At 28.8% G+C, this 16,039-nt stretch carries 13 protein-coding genes; 12 read left to right on the plus strand and 1 reads right to left on the minus strand.

The window, feature by feature from the left end; translation table 4 throughout:
- The 11 genes from UDIV_RS02460 to UDIV_RS02510 all read left to right on the plus strand — a co-directional run.
- A partial coding sequence (locus tag UDIV_RS02460) for a GUMAP protein (RefSeq protein WP_038102887.1) occupies positions 1-1,803 on the plus strand: 1,803 nt, incomplete at its 5' end.
- A 180-nt stretch (positions 1,804-1,983) separates the two neighbouring features.
- Positions 1,984-2,433, plus strand: coding sequence for a 50S ribosomal protein L13 (rplM, locus tag UDIV_RS02465; RefSeq protein ID WP_051749464.1), 450 nt, complete (start codon positions 1,984-1,986; stop codon positions 2,431-2,433).
- 18 nt (positions 2,434-2,451) lie between these two features.
- The gene (rpsI, locus tag UDIV_RS02470) at positions 2,452-2,847 is read left to right on the plus strand and encodes a 30S ribosomal protein S9 (RefSeq protein WP_038102891.1); all 396 of its coding nucleotides are present in this window, start codon (positions 2,452-2,454) and stop codon (positions 2,845-2,847) included.
- Positions 2,848-2,915: 68 nt separating this feature from the next.
- Positions 2,916-3,869, plus strand: coding sequence for a phosphatidylglycerol lysyltransferase domain-containing protein (locus tag UDIV_RS02475; protein ID WP_038102894.1), 954 nt, complete (start codon positions 2,916-2,918; stop codon positions 3,867-3,869).
- A 9-nt stretch (positions 3,870-3,878) separates the two neighbouring features.
- On the plus strand, positions 3,879-4,826 hold the full coding sequence (locus UDIV_RS02480; RefSeq protein WP_051749466.1) for an ATP-grasp fold amidoligase family protein: 948 nt from the start codon (positions 3,879-3,881) through the stop codon (positions 4,824-4,826).
- 73 nt (positions 4,827-4,899) lie between these two features.
- Positions 4,900-5,175, plus strand: coding sequence for an HPr family phosphocarrier protein (locus UDIV_RS02485; RefSeq protein ID WP_038102899.1), 276 nt, complete (start codon positions 4,900-4,902; stop codon positions 5,173-5,175).
- A 63-nt stretch (positions 5,176-5,238) separates the two neighbouring features.
- Positions 5,239-7,206, plus strand: a complete 1,968-nt coding sequence (locus tag UDIV_RS02490; RefSeq protein ID WP_038102901.1) for a transketolase — start codon at positions 5,239-5,241, stop codon at positions 7,204-7,206.
- Between the two features lie 11 nt (positions 7,207-7,217).
- On the plus strand, positions 7,218-7,874 hold the full coding sequence (deoC, locus tag UDIV_RS02495) for a deoxyribose-phosphate aldolase (protein ID WP_038102903.1): 657 nt from the start codon (positions 7,218-7,220) through the stop codon (positions 7,872-7,874).
- A gap of 7 nt (positions 7,875-7,881) precedes the next feature.
- Positions 7,882-9,423, plus strand: coding sequence for an MATE family efflux transporter (locus tag UDIV_RS02500; RefSeq protein WP_038102906.1), 1,542 nt, complete (start codon positions 7,882-7,884; stop codon positions 9,421-9,423).
- Positions 9,424-9,443: 20 nt separating this feature from the next.
- Positions 9,444-11,000 carry an MATE family efflux transporter gene (locus UDIV_RS02505; protein WP_051749469.1) on the plus strand — a complete coding sequence of 519 codons (1,557 nt, stop codon included), beginning with the start codon at positions 9,444-9,446 and terminating at the stop codon, positions 10,998-11,000.
- Entirely contained in the window at positions 10,987-12,327 is a 1,341-nt protein-coding gene (locus tag UDIV_RS02510) for a DEAD/DEAH box helicase (protein ID WP_156021871.1), read from the plus strand. Before UDIV_RS02505 ends, UDIV_RS02510 begins: the two co-directional genes overlap by 14 nt.
- Before the next feature lie 91 nt (positions 12,328-12,418).
- Here the strand turns inward: UDIV_RS02510 and UDIV_RS02515 are convergent, their stop codons facing one another.
- A complete protein-coding gene (locus UDIV_RS02515; RefSeq protein ID WP_081847821.1) occupies positions 12,419-12,961 on the minus strand; it encodes a hypothetical protein in 543 nt (180 codons plus the stop codon).
- A gap of 232 nt (positions 12,962-13,193) precedes the next feature.
- Here UDIV_RS02515 and uvrA point away from each other — a divergent pair, with 232 nt between their 5' ends.
- Entirely contained in the window at positions 13,194-16,022 is a 2,829-nt protein-coding gene (gene uvrA / locus UDIV_RS02520; protein ID WP_038102912.1) for an excinuclease ABC subunit UvrA, read from the plus strand.
- The last annotated feature ends 17 nt before the right edge of the window (positions 16,023-16,039 follow it).

Genomic DNA, 16,039 nt, shown 5'->3' on the forward strand with positions numbered 1-16,039 from the left:
ACTGATTCACCAATTCATTTCCCTTCAGTTGATGAAGTAATTAAATCAGACGGAAACTTAATTAAAGCTACACTTGATCAAATTAAAAACTTACCAATTAGTACTGGTGGTTTAGTAACAATTGGAAACAAGAAACTAAACCCTAACTATGTAGATGTACAAATAACAGAAGATGGATCAATCCAAATCTTTACATTTGACCCACTTAAACCAAATGAAAAACACTTATCTGTAGCTCTTAGTCAAACAGATGCTAACTTCAAATATCCTAAGTATGAAACAAGAGATGGAAGCTATGTAGATCATCGATCAATTAACACTGTTTATGAAATCTTTAAACAACAAGCGAAAGAAGTAAATGGTGAATGAACACTTCCTTTATCTGCATTTAACAATAACGAAGTTATCAAACAACTATTAGCTAAAGAGTTCAAAAAACCAGAAACTGGTTTAGTTGATATTGAACAAGATACAGCTAAACTAAGCTATCTTCCTAACTTATCTAAATTAGTTCTAAAAGGTAGCTTAAAAACTAATAAAGATCAAGAATATATCTTAGTAATCAATGATGTTAAGAATGTAATCTTAGCAAGAGAATTATATTCAAACAACCAAGTATTAGATTCGAACCCTTCAAATGCAATCATTAATGCACTTGAAGCTAAAGCAGCTAAAAATGACTTTAATGTTGGTATCTTTAAATATAAAATTCAAAGTGCTACATATAAAGAATTAGAAGCTGATCAAAAAGTTAAATCTGATAGTAACATTGTTGATATTAACAATAAACTAATTTATGTAATTGATGATTACATCTATAAATCAATTACATCTCAAACTTGAGAACAAGCAATTAAAAACAATGATCAATTAGATCAAGCAATTGCTCAACTTAATCAAGCACCAAACCAATTTATTCCTTTAAACCAATTAAATAATCCAGAATTAACAGCTTTAGCTAAAGCACAAGGATTTGATCTAAGTACAGCTAAAGTAGCTACAATTGATGGCAAATTACAATTTGTTGGTGTTGATGCTAATAATAATCCAATTGAACTAACAGTACCATATATTAATAATGTAGTATCAAGTGATTATGTAACAGTCTTTGATGATAGTAGTTTAGTTCAAAACAATGGTGATCTTAATGCTGCTATTAAACACTCATTAACAAATGAAAAACTATATCCAAGAAATGATAAGGGTGAAATCAAAATTGGTAACCATTTTGTAAGACCTGAAGAAGTTTTAATTGATGTAGTAGATGGAGCTGTTCAACTATCAATTAGAGATCCTAATAACTTAAACAAAACTAAACAATTATCTAAGATCTTATTAAACAAAGAAGATAATAAGATTGCTAAGACTAACTACTTTGGTTATTCAGGAAATAACTTAAACAAAGAAGGTTGAGCTGATGTTGTTCGTGATCTAAACAATAACGAACAAATCAAAGCTAACAAACCAACTTCTTTAGAACCATTCTTAAGTTCTTTAGCTATTAATCAAGTTATTAAAAAAGGTTTAGATTTATCTAAAGCTACAATTGAATATAATGCTGATAAAACTAAGATTGTAATTAGAGATAACTTAGAAGTTAATGGTAATGTCTTTGTGATTTATGATTTACCAACAGCATCTAGTTTACAAAGTGATGCAGAAGAAACAAGAGTACACACTTGATGAGATGATAATGCTAGAATCTGAGCACCAGTGTTAAGTGCAATTATTGCAATCTTAATTGCAACAGTTGGTATTGTAATTGGTGTTGTTAGAAAACGAAAAAGAAAAAATCATAAATAAGATTAAATCAATCTAAAACTAAAATACCTTTTTGGCAACAAAGGGGTATTTTTGTTTGCTAATTATGTTATAATTTATCTAACGTTACATCATATTAAACCAAACATTTTAGATACACTAATATAGTGTATTTATTTCATATTGTTATAAAAAAGAATTTTATTAATTAGGAGTTTTACTATGCAAAAGTCTACAATGCTTAAAAAAGAAGCAGCTCATGCAAGACGTAAATGATATGTAATTGATGCGACTGATTTAGTTTTAGGTCGTTTAAGTGTTCAAGTTGCTAATATCTTACGTGGTAAAAACAAAGTTGACTACACACCAAACGTTGATGCGGGTGATTATGTTATTATTGTGAATGCAGATAAAGTGCGTTTAACAGGTAATAAAGCAGAAAATGAAAACTGATACAACCACTCTCACTACATGGGTGGATTAAGAACAAGAAGTGGGACTGAAATGTTAAATAAATACAGTGATGAATTAATTCGTCGTTCAGTTAAAGGGATGCTTCCAAAAAACCGTTTAGCTCGTCAAATGTTATCTAAATTATTTATTTACAAAAAAGATGCACACCCACACAGTGCTCAAAACCCAATTTCATTAGAACTTAAGAATTCAAAATAATAAAGGAAGATATTAAATATGGCAAACAACGTAGAATACAAAGGGTTAGGACGTAGAAAATCTTCTGTGGCAAAAGTTAAACTTGTGCCAGGAAAAGGAACTGTTTTAATTAATGATCGTTCTCCAGAACAATACTTCCCAAACCAATTAGTAATTCAAGATATGATGCAACCATTAACATTAACTAAAACAGAAAAGACATATGATGTGTTTGTTAAAGTTTTAGGTGGGGGCTTTAAGGGTCAAGCTGGAGCAATTCGTTTAGGAATTACAAGAGCTTTAATTGATGCTAATGAAGCTTTAAAACCAGAATTACGTAACGCAGGGCTAGTAACTCGTGACGCCCGTGTTAAAGAACGTAAAAAATTCGGTCTATATGGTGCACGTCGAGCTCCACAATTTACAAAACGTTAATTGAAAATGAATTTGAAAACAAGCAAATCCATATCGTGGGTTTGTTTGTTTTTTATAACGAGGCTTTTATGTATCAACAATTAAGTTGAACCAACTATGAACAACTAGAAGAATTACGCTTAAAAATTAATCCAAATAGTTATACTTCTACACTAAGTTTATTGACTTGAAGTTATTATGGATTTGATATTTTTTATGAATATGATCAAGAATTAGATGTGATCTTTTTTTATGGTAGGGGTAATTTAGATTTAAAACAAATTGAAAGTAGTTATACCTTTAATAAGTTTTATAATAAGTACTTTACTATCTTTACTATTTATGATCCTAAAAAGCATGAATTAAGTAATATTGTAATTGAAGCTAAGATGCGTTTAAAACATCATTTTAAAGATCAATATGTAAATGTTCATGGAGCGATCTTATTTAGTGATTATGAACAATATGGAGTTTGTTTAGATCATATTAGTTTATATGCTTGAGTTACTAATTATATTTATGTAACACAAGACCTTAAAACTTTTAAAGGTAAAGCTTTACAAAAGAAAAGAAATAATCTTAACTACTTTATTAAAAATCATTTAGATGATTATGAATTAGTTAATTACAAACCAGATAAGCATATTGATCTAGTGCTTGATTTCTTAGAACAGTGGAAAGCAAAAACTGTACAAAGAGCAGAAAGCTTATTAATTAATGCTAATTTAGATTTAATTAAAAACACAAAGAACAAACCTGATTTTAAAGGTAGTGTTTTATTTAAAAAAGCAACTAATGAAGTTGTTGGATTTACATTAGTTTACACTAGACCAGAGATTGCTGAAATTTTAATCGAACAAACGGATCGAACGATTCGGGGCATGTATCAATATTTACTATCAACTAATTTGATTAATAATGAAATCAATCATCAATTAATCGATCGACAAGATGGAGCTTCATCTAGTGCAATAATTAACTCTAAGCGTTCATATGTCCCACTATATGAAATTAAACGAATCAGTGTTCAACTTAAGGAGTAATTAGTTATGATGAACGATCAACTATTAACTAAACTTAATAACATCACTAAACAATACTACAACACTGATCTAAAGAAGTTTAAAGAAGAGTTTATTAAGATCTGAGAATGTGAATTAGATTATGTTTATGATCCAAATAACATTAATACATTTAATGCATATTTAGTAGATATGTTTTTAAACTTTGATCAATCTATCTTATTAGATTATGTTGATAAAGTTAGTTTTAAAGATTTCTTAGCTAGTTTAAATTTAAATAAGTACATTATCAAAACATATGCAATAGTAGATAGTTTAGATCAATGAAACAAAGAGTTATTAATACAGATTCCTAAACCTTGTATTATTAAATTAACTAATGGAACTGAGAACGAGAATATCATTGTTTTAAATGATAATGATATACAAAAAATAGATCAAACAATTGATTTATTTAAACCATATCTAATTCCTAAATCAACTAATCAAATAACTAATTTCTTTGATAGTTGATGTTATGCTTTAATTAAACCAAGAATCATTATTGAACAAAAACTAGGTGATCATGATCAATTAGTTGATGATTATAAAGTGTTCTTATTTGATAGTGCTGCTTATTGTATGATTATGAACAAAAGCAAACTATTAAATATTGATATTAATAGTTATAACTGAGACTGAGATCAACTAAGTTCTAATATTTATGATATGAACACTAATCAATCAATTTTTGATCAAAGTTTAATTGATTTTGATTTTAGTGAAATGTTAGTTTTAAGTAAACAAATTAAAGCTTACTTTGATCAAAAATACCCTAACTTATTTAAACATCTAAGAGTTGATTTTTATTATGTTAATAACCAACTTTATATTGGTGAAATAACATTTAATACAGCAAATGGTTTTTTTACTTTTTGAGATCATTCTGATTGAAGAATGCACGATTTAAAATGGGGATCTTTAATCAAAACTAAATAACAATAACCCCAAGCAATAGTTAATTAAATATTATATAATTTAAATATTATGTGCAAAAGAGACAAGGAATAATATGGTACTTTCAGTTTCAAAAAAATTTGTAATTAAAATGGATCTTGCAACAATCGTACATGAAATTACATACTTCTGCCATGCTGCGGGTGATTTTAGTTCTAAAATTGAAATTAAAGTCGATAATAAAAAAGCAGATGCTAAATCAATTATTAACATTATGGCTTTAGGAATCAAACAAGATTCTGAAATTGAACTAACAGCAACAGGTTCAGATGCTCAAAACGCAATTACTCGTTTAGAAGAAATTTTGCGTCAACAAGCTATTATTGATTAATAATAAGTAAAGGGTTGTCTGCGTACTTGCAGGCAATTTTTTAAATTTAAGAAAGGTTTTAAGATGAATCGATATGTTAACGCAATGCGTTCTTTAGCATTGCAAGCTATTAAGAATGCTAACCAAGGACACAGTGGAATGAGTATTTCAGCTGCTCCAATTCTTTATACTTTATATAAAGGATTAATGACAATTTCAAAAGATGAACCAAAATGATTTAATCGGGATCGATTAGTTTTATCAGCTGGTCATGGATCAATGGCTTTGTATCCAATTTTTTATTTTGCGTCATTAATTAGTTTAGATGATATTAAAAACTTTCGGAATGATAATACAAACACTGCTGGACATCCAGAAGTGTTTGCTAATAATTATGTAGATGCATCAACTGGTCCACTTGGACAAGGGGTAAGTAATGCAGTTGGAATGGCAATAGCTGAACGTTATTTAGCTAATTTATTTCCAACCCTTAAAGGATTAATTAACCACTTTACTTATTGTGTTGTTGGGGATGGAGATTTACAAGAAGGAATTTGTTATGAAGCAATGAGTTTAGCTGGTAAGCTTCAACTTAACAAATTAATAATGATTCATGATTCTAATGATTATCAATTAGATTCTGCTGTCTTTGATGTTAATATTGAAAATTTACAACAACGAGTTGAAAGTATGAATTGGAATTATTTAAGTTGTGATAATAATCCAGAAAACATTCATGCCCAAGTAGCAGTTGCTAAAAGCTCTAAAAACAATAAACCAACCTTTATTGAAGTTAAAACAATTATTGGCGAGGGAATGAGTTCAGAACAATCTGCAAATGCACATGCAGCTGCGGTTAATGATCAAGAACTTGAACTATTTAGCAAGAAGTTTAGAGTAAAAGTTGATAACTTTGATTTTCATCAAGAAATTTTTGATCACTTCCATTTTAATGTTGTAGCTAGAGGAAATAGTGCTTATGAACAATGGAAGAAATTATGAAGTCAATACGAACAAACACAACCTGAAGCAATTGCTCAATTTAAAGCTTATTTAGATAAAGATTTTGAAAATCTAGATCAAATCTTAGACCCTAGTTTAATAGTTGATACTAATGAAGCAACAAGAGTTTATATTAAAAACTATTTTAGTCAACTTAAAGATTTAAAATCAATGATTGTTTTATCAGCTGATTTAGCTAAATCAACATATGTTAAGATTGGTTCTTCTGAGTTTAATGTTGATAGTAAATCACCATATGTAAAATGTGGGATTCGTGAGTTTGCAATGGCTGGGATTATGAATGGAATCTTATTACATTCAGGACTTAAAGCTTGTAGTGGAACTTTTTTAGCATTTGCTGATTATATGAAAGCAGCAATGCGATTAGCTGCTATTTCACATTTACCAGCTATTTATTTCTTCTCACACGATTCATATGCAATTGGTTCAGATGGTCCAACACATCAACCTGTTGAACAACTAACAATGTTAAGATCAATTCCTAACTTTGAAGTTATTCGAGTTGCTGATCATTATGAAACAAAGCACGCTTTAGTTTATGCATACAAACAAACAACTAAACCAGTTGCTATTATTACTTCACGTCAAAAACTAAAACAAATTAATGAAAGTGAACCTACTAATTTTAGTTATGGAGCTTATCAAATTATTGATCAAAAATTAGAAGCTGATCAATATGATGTTTGTTTAATTGCTTCAGGATCTGAAGTTAGTTTAATTAAAGAAGCTGCACATACTCTTAAAAAAGAAAACATCAATATCAAAGTCATTTCTTGTTTTAATTTAAACCAATTATTATTACAAGATCCATCAATAATTAAAAACTTATTAGATGCTAAATATGGATTAATTAGTGTTGAAGCATCAAATGATACTTTATGATGAAAACTAAGTCCCTTCGCTAAAACATTTAAACAAATTAGTGCAACTAACTTTGGACGAAGTGCAGATGGAGCTAAATTAATGAATGAATTTGGCTTTAATGTTGATAATGTAATTAAAGAAGTTAAAAGTTTAATATCAAAATAGAGGATAAAATAATGAATCAACCAATAAGTAATTATATTGATCACACTATATTAAAAGCAAATGCTACTTTTGAAGATATTTATACTCTTTGTAATGAAGCTATTGAATATGACTTCTTTAGTGTTTGTGTTAACCCTTGTTTTGTTAAGTATGCAAAACATTTATTAACAAATTCTAATCCTAAGGTTTGTACAGTAATTGGTTTTCCACTTGGAGCAAATTCTACTGAAACTAAAGTTTTTGAAACTAAAAATGCAATACAATTAGGAGCTGATGAAATTGATTTAGTAATCAATATTACTCAACTTCAAGCTTTCAATGAAGAATATTGTTTAGCTGAAATCGATGCAGTTAAAGAAGTTTGTAAAGATAAAATCTTAAAAGTAATTGTAGAAACAGCTTATTTAAACGAAGAACAAAAAAGCTTTGCTGCTAATCTAATTCTTAAATCAAAAGCTGATTTTATTAAAACATCAACTGGTTTTGCAAACTCAGGTGCAAACGTTGATGATATTATTCTTTTTAAAAGTATTTTAAAAGATGAAAAATTAATTAAAGCATCAGGGGGAATTAAAACTTTAGCTGATGCACAAAAAATGATTAATGTAGGAGCAGATCGAATCGGAACATCATCAGGAGTAAGTATTGCTTCTAAAAACGAAGGTTAGAAAACAAATGGCTACAGTCTTTAAAAAACGCTTTAGTCTCAAAAACATCTTTGGAGATAAAGCATTTATTAAAAAGATGATCCTTTTATTCTTTCCAGCAATTATTCAAAATATTATCATCTCTTGCATCTCTTATGTCGACAACTTCTTTTTAGCTACTCATACCCCAGATAACTTTGGTATCTATACTAAAACAGCAGCTGTTTTAGCTAATCAAATTTTATATTTACCAATCATTTTTACAGTTGCAGTCTGTTTTGCAATTGGAATTATGACTTCGCAATATAAAGGAAGTAAACAATACACCCTTTTTAAAGAAAGTGTGCATTGAATGATTATTTTATCTTTTCTTGTTAACATTCCTTTCTTTATTGCATTTATGGGGTTTGGATCTTGATCGATTCAAACATATGCAGGAGCTGCTAATCAATTAACTAATCAATCTAAACAAATTGATCCAAGCAATGTTGCTTTATTTCAATCAATTAATGATTGGAGTGTACAATATCTTAATTTAATAATGATTGCTCAGATCTTTTATACAATCTCATTTCCATTAGCTGTAGCTCATCGATATGATGGAGCACCATTTATTCCTTTATTAGGAAGCTTATCAGCTTTATGTGTAAATAGTATTTTAGATCCTGTTTTATTAATTAAGTTTGCTAAAACACCAACCGATGCAATAAGATTTGTAGGAATAGCAACCATAGTTGCAAGACTTGTTGATATTAGTATTGTTTTAATTTGTGTTTTTATAAGAAAAAACCGGGCAACATTTATTTTTAATCATTGGAAATTACAAAAAAGTACAATTAAAGATCTTTTTAAATATGGTTGACATATTGTGATCAATGAAAGCTTATTTTCAATTGCTACAATATTATTATCATTATTCTTATATAACTATCATCCTTATGCTAGGGAAGGAATCTCAACTGCTACTTTAGTCTCCCAATTTACTAAATTAATTTGACCAGGATTAAGTACAATTGTTGGTAATTTAGTATTAAGTTATTTAGGTAAACATGATATTAAAACAGCAAAATTACATTCACGGTATATCATAGCTTGATCTTTAGTTTTTAGTATCTTCTTAGCTATTGTTTTATTTATTGCTTCTTTCTTTATTAATAGTGTTCTTAATAAACCATCAGATCAAACTTCAGCTGCAATAGCTAAAGCTAAAGAAGCAGTAGATTTAGCTAAATACTTAGAATGAGTTTTAGCTTTTCAAATTTTATGTATTGGTCCATATGCTGCAATGAATAATTGTATTCGAGGATCTGGTAGAAAATATGGAAGTATCTCAGATACTATCATTATGGTTATCTGAGTCTTAATGATTGGGTTAATTACTAATTTTGTAAGTGATCCTAAAGTTAGTGTAATTGGTTTATTTACATTAATTTCAGCTAATATGGCTATTAAATTAGTTAGTACATCAATTATGTATACTAAATGTAAATGAGCTAATCCATTAACTAATAAAATTAATAATAAAGTTAATGAAAATAAATTAAACTATCGATTTAGTGTTCAAAAATAATAAATAGAAAGGAAAATCTTATGAGTTTTAGGTTTAACAAGCAACAACCACCCTCTCAACCAATTAATTTAGAAAAGAATTGGTTTAAGCGGGTTTTTGGTGATAAAGCATTTATTAAAGCATGTGCTAAACTCTTTTTCCCAGCTATTATAGAAGTAATCATAGTTACTTCTGTTAATTATTTCGATAGTTTCTTTTTAGCAGCATTTACTCCTGATTCATTAGGAGCAGCTGCTAAAACAGCTACTGTAATTGCCTCACAACTTATTTTTGTGCCAACAATAATGTTTATATCAATTGCAAGTGCAGGTGGAATTATGGCTGCACAATATTATGGTAAAAGAGATTATTTACGCTTTAAAGAGTGTATTAACTTCATGCTTTTATCTAGTTTGATTTCTAACATTATCTTTATTACTGTTTTTATGGTGATTCCATTAGAAATAGTTGGTTTAATGTCAGGGGCTGAAATTGTTGATACAACTGATCCATTAGCTGTTAAAAATTTCCAAATAACTAACCAATTAGCTGCTACTTATTTACGTTATCAATCATTAACATTAATTCCTTATTTATTTACTTTTATTATGGCTGTAGCTTATCGTCAAGATAACTCACCAATTATTCCAATGATAGCTACTGTTTTAGCTGTGATCACAAACATTATCTTAGATCCGATCTTAATTATATATGTAGCTAAGAATGCTAATGAAGCAGTGATGTATGTAGCATTAGCTACTGTAATAGCTCGTGCACTTGCTGCTTTATTCTTATTAACGATAACCTTAATAAGAAAAGATAAACCTTATTATTTCTTTAATCATATAAAGATAAGAAAAGATATTGTTAAAGCTATTTTTATTAATGGATGACAAATCTTTATTAATGAAATCTTGTTTGCTGTTGGAACAGTTATCTTAGCTACTTTCTTTTTACGTTATAACCAAACCCATCGGGATGCAATTGCTACAGTTAATTTAATTGTTCAATTTACAACATTAATTTGACCAGGAGCTGCAACTGTGGTTGCTGTTCTTGTATTAGCTAAACTTGGAGCTAATAAAATAGATGAAGCTAAGAATAATACTAAGAAATTAATGAATTGATCAATTGTTGTTGGAATTGTTTTAGCGATTATTTTATTAATACTATCATTCTTTGTGAATGAAGTATTAAACCCACCAGCTGCTAATAGTAAAGAAGCTATTTTAAAAGCTGAACAAACGGTTGTTATTGCTAAGTATTTAGAATGAATTGTTGCATCAACAATTTTATTACAAGCACCATCTGCAGTTATTTATTTCTGTGTACGGGGCGGGGGAAGTAAATGATTGTTATGTATTGATACTTTAACAATTGTAATCTGAATCATTTTCATTGGAACAATTACAAATGTTAATGTAAGTGCTAATTTAGATGAAAGAATTCATCCAGTACTTTTATTCTTTATGATTGAATCACAATATATTTTTAAAATCATTGCTTCAATCTTAATTTGGAAATATACAAAATGAGCTAATAACTTAGCAAATAAAGATAGTAAGAAAGAAAAAGGAGTTAATCATGTTCAAATCTAATAAATTCCATAGTTGAATCGAACAAACATTAGCTGATCAAAAAATCAGCAATCCATCAACGATTCAATCAAAAACAATTCCACTTATTTTAAGAAAAAAGAATGTGATTGGAATTGCACCAACGGGAACTGGTAAGACTTTTGCTTTCTTATTACCAATTTTGCAAACGCTTGATTTTACTAAAAAATTACAAGCAATCATTGTTGCTCCAACAAGAGAGTTAGCTAGACAGATCCATACTAAAGCATCATCATTTAAAAAACATAATCATCAACTTAATATCAAACTATTAATTGGTGGGGAATCAATTAATGAACAAATTAATCAATCTTTAGCTAATACTCAGATTGTTATTGCTACACCAACAAGATTAAGTGAGATCATTAAAGCTAATGCTCTTAATTTATCAACAGTTACTGCTTTAGTGTTTGATGAAGCTGATATGTTATTAGATCTTGGTTTTGCTGATGATTTAGAATTTATTAATAATTCATTACCTAAATCAGGAGTACAGAAACTTAGTTTCTCTGCTACTTTACATGAATTATTATCTAATCAATTAGCTAAGTACTTTAAATCAACAACAATTGTTAATGTTTCTAATTCAATTTATGATAATGATCGAATTAAACATTATATTGTTCATAACAATGATAAAGAACATGCTTTAGCTGTTATTACTAAAATAATTAATCCTTATTTATGTATTATTTTTGCTAATACTAAAAAAGAAGTAGAAAAGATTTATAAATATTTATTATCTCTTAATAAGAGTGTAACTATTTTACATGGTTCTTTATTACAAAGAGAACGTAAGAATAATTACAAACGAGTTAAAAATAATTCATACCAATATGTTGTTGCTTCAGATATAGCAAGTCGGGGATTAGATTTAGATGGGGCAAGCCATATCGTTAACTGAAACCTACCACAAGAAGATGAATGATATGTTCACCGAGCAGGAAGAGCAGGGCGAGGTAAGTATACTGGTGAATGTTATGTGCTTTATGATCAAAAAGATGATGATCAACTAATTCGTTTACAGAAAAAAGGAATTGTTTTTGAACACAAAATGATCAAGCTTAATAACTTAATAGATAAAAAGCACCGTCTTGTAAGTAAGAAGATTGTTGATTTTAAAACACAAAATGAAATCAAGAAACTAGTTCAAACAAGTTCTAAAACTGTTAAACCAGGATATAAGAAAAAACTTAAAGAACAAATCAAAAAGATTGAACAAAAAAACAAACGAGCTCACATTGAAAAGAAAATGAATGCAGCTCGAATTAGAGGATATAAATTAGCTAATGCAGCTAAGAATAAATAATTAATCTAAATAAGTCTGGTTTATAAAAGAAAATAAAAAACACTTTGTCAAAGAAAAGACGAAGTGTTTTAAATTATCTAATTTTTATTTATTAGTGACTGTGTGAATGGCTTGAACCATGTCCGTGTTCATGACTATGAGAATGTGAGTGGTCGTGTTTGTGACTTGTTCCATCTTCATGTTCATGTCCATGACTGTGGCTATGGCTGTGTTCGTGACTGTGTTTTTCTTCTCCACAGCAATCATCTTTACCACAACATTCTACTTTAGAATCGCAGCAGTCTTCTTCTCCACAACAGTCTTCTTCACCGCAACATTCATCTTCTAAATCTAATTGATCATCTTCTGAGAAATGAATGTCTAAGAAGTAAGATGATAAGTCTAAAACAGAATCATCTGAAGCTAAGAAGCTTTCTAAACGACTTTGAAGTTCATCTTTCTTTAAGTCAAATAAAACTACAGTAGATTCGAAATCAGCATAGTTAATGTAAAGTTCAGTACCTAAGTTGTTTTCGTTATAAGTTTCATCCCCACCTAATTCTAGGAATGAATCAATATCTTCAGGTAATACATTGATTGTACGAGCTGATGATAGATTGATGTAAGAAACACCAGTTTTAATATATTTGTTCATGATTATCCTCCTTATACAATGAACTATAAGTTCAATGTATTCAAATATCTCTTTAAATTATTACATATTTAACATACATATGCTTAAAATTGTGTCAATTATTATAAAATAATAAACAATATAAGATATTTATGTTTTTAAGTCCTTATCTAAATAGTAAAATATAAAATTACAAGCAATTTTGATGTGTTTATTTAATTGTAAATAATTACATCATTGAAAGGGATACTTTATGATTGATAAAATCATCATTAAAGGAGCAAGAGAAAACAACTTAAAGAATGTTGATATTGATATTCCTAAAAACAAATTAGTTGTTATAACAGGGGTTTCAGGATCTGGTAAGTCTTCACTTGCTTTTGATACGATTTATACAGAAGGGAAAAGACGATATTTCGAATCTTTATCTAGCTATGCCCGTCAATTTTTAGGGGGAAGCGATAAAGCTGATGTAGAAAGTATTGAAGGATTATCACCAACAATTGCAGTTGATCAAAAATCAACAAGTCACAACCCTAGATCAACAGTTGGAACTGTAACTGAAATCTATGACTACTTAAGAGTTTTATTTGCTCGTGTTGGAACTCCTTATTGCCCTTATAATCATGGTGTTATTGTTGCACATACTCAAAAGCAAATGTTAGAGTTTGTACTTAAACAAGAAGCTCGTAAAAAATTAATGATTCTTGCTCCAATCCCAAGTAATGAATTTAGTGATATTGATGAATTAGTTGCTGATTTAAAACAAGAAGGTTATTTAAGAATTAGAGTTAATAACCAACAATATCTTTTAGATGAATATATTAATATCCCTAAAGCTAAAAAGTATAAAGTAGAGATTATTTTAGATCGGGTTATTATTAATCATGATCAACAAACTAAAAGTCGGATCTCTGATTCAATTGAACAAGCAATTAAAAGATCAAATGGTGAAATTATATTTGTGATTGAAGATCAAGATTTTGCTTTTTCACAAACAGAAAGCTGTCAAGTTTGTGGTTTTAGAATCAATCAAATTGAACCATCTTTATTCTCTTTTAACTCCCCTCTTGGAGCTTGTGAAACATGTAAAGGATTAGGTTATAATAACTTACCTGATGAAAGAAAAATGATTCCTAATCCAGAGAAATCAATTAATCAGGGTGGAATTGATTTCTTTAAGAATACAGTTAATACCACTAATTTAGATTGACAACGATTCAATTCATTAATTGTTCATTATCAAATTGATAAGAACAAACCTTTAAAAGATTTATCTAAAGAACAAATTAGATTATTGATGTATGGAAGTGATGAACCAATTAGTATTGATATTACTTCAGCTAATAATAAAAAATATTCATCAGTTGATCGAGTCGAAGGAATCTTAGAATTAGTACACAGAAGATATCAAGAAACATCTTCTGAAATGGCACGAGAACACTATAATAAATATTTATCAGAACAAGAGTGTGAAACTTGTTCAGGAAAGAAACTATCTCCCCAAGCTTTATCAATCTTAATCAATAAAAAAGATATTATTGATTTTACTAGATTAAACATTAATGAAGAAATTGATTTCTTATTAAATCTATCTTTAAATAATGAAGAACAACAAATTGCTAATCCGATTATTAAAGAAATTTTAGATCGTTTAGGATTTCTTAAAAATGTTGGTTTAGATTATTTAACTTTAGCTAGATCATCAATGACTTTATCAGGGGGCGAATCGCAGCGGATTCGATTAGCTACTCAAATTGGTTCTAAGTTAACTGGAATCTTATATGTTTTAGATGAGCCATCAATTGGATTACATCAAAAAGATAATGAAATGTTAATTCATACTCTTAAAGAAATGAGAGATTTAGGGAATACATTAATTGTTGTTGAACATGATGAAGATACAATGCTAGCAGCTGATTATTTAATTGATGTAGGTCCAGGAGCTGGAGTTTATGGGGGAGAGATTATTGCATTTGGAACTCCACAAGATGTAATAAATAACCCTGATTCAATTACAGGGCAATACTTATCTAAAAAGAAATTTATTCCAGTTCCAGCTAAACGAAGGGGTGGAAACGGAGCTAAAGTAATACTAAAAGGAGCTAGTCATAACAATTTAAAAAATGTTAATCTAACGATTCCTTTAAATAAGTTTATTTGTGTAACAGGGGTATCTGGATCTGGTAAATCTTCATTGATTTTTGAAACCCTAGTAAAAGCAATTGAAGCAACTAATTTTAATCCATTTGTTATTCCTGGTAAGTATTCAAGCTTAATTGGAGCTAATCACATTGATAAAATCGTTGTTGTTAGTCAAGAACCAATTGGTAGAACTTCAAGATCAAATCCTGCAACTTATGTTGGTGTGTTTGATGATATAAGATCAGTTTTTGAACAAACTCCCCAAGCTAAAGAAAGAGGATATTCTAAGAGTCGATTCTCATTTAATGTTAAGGGCGGAAGATGTGAACGATGCCAAGGGGATGGAATGATTCGAATTGGAATGCACTTTTTACCTGATGTATATGTAACTTGTGAAGATTGTTTAGGTAAAAGATATAATGACGAAACGCTTGAAGTTAAATATAAAGGTAAATCAATTTATGATGTATTAAAGATGCCAATTGATGAAGCATTATTATTCTTTCAATATTTCCCAGGGATTCATCGTAAACTTCAACTTCTTGTCGATGTTGGTTTAGGTTATTTAGAATTAGGAGCAGATTCAACTACAATTTCAGGGGGAGAAGCTCAACGAATCAAATTAGCTAAATTCTTACAGCGTAAACCAACAGGTAAAACTTTATTTGTGCTTGATGAACCAACAACTGGTTTACATATGGAAGATATTGCTAAACTAATTAGTATCTTAAATAAGATTGTTGATAATGGAGATACTGTTTTAGTAATTGAACATAATTTAGATTTAATTAAAGTAGCTGATCATATCATTGATATTGGTCCAAATGGTGGATCTAATGGAGGAGAGATTATAGCTACAGGAACACCAGAACAGTTAATCAACAAAAAAGATATTTCTTATACTGCAAGGTATTTAGAGAAATATTTAAATAAATAATTTAAAAGGTAAATATT

Origin of the sequence: Ureaplasma diversum NCTC 246, assembly GCF_000731915.1 — a bacterium.
Lineage (GTDB): Bacteria > Bacillota_I > Bacilli_A > Mycoplasmatales > Mycoplasmoidaceae > Ureaplasma > Ureaplasma diversum.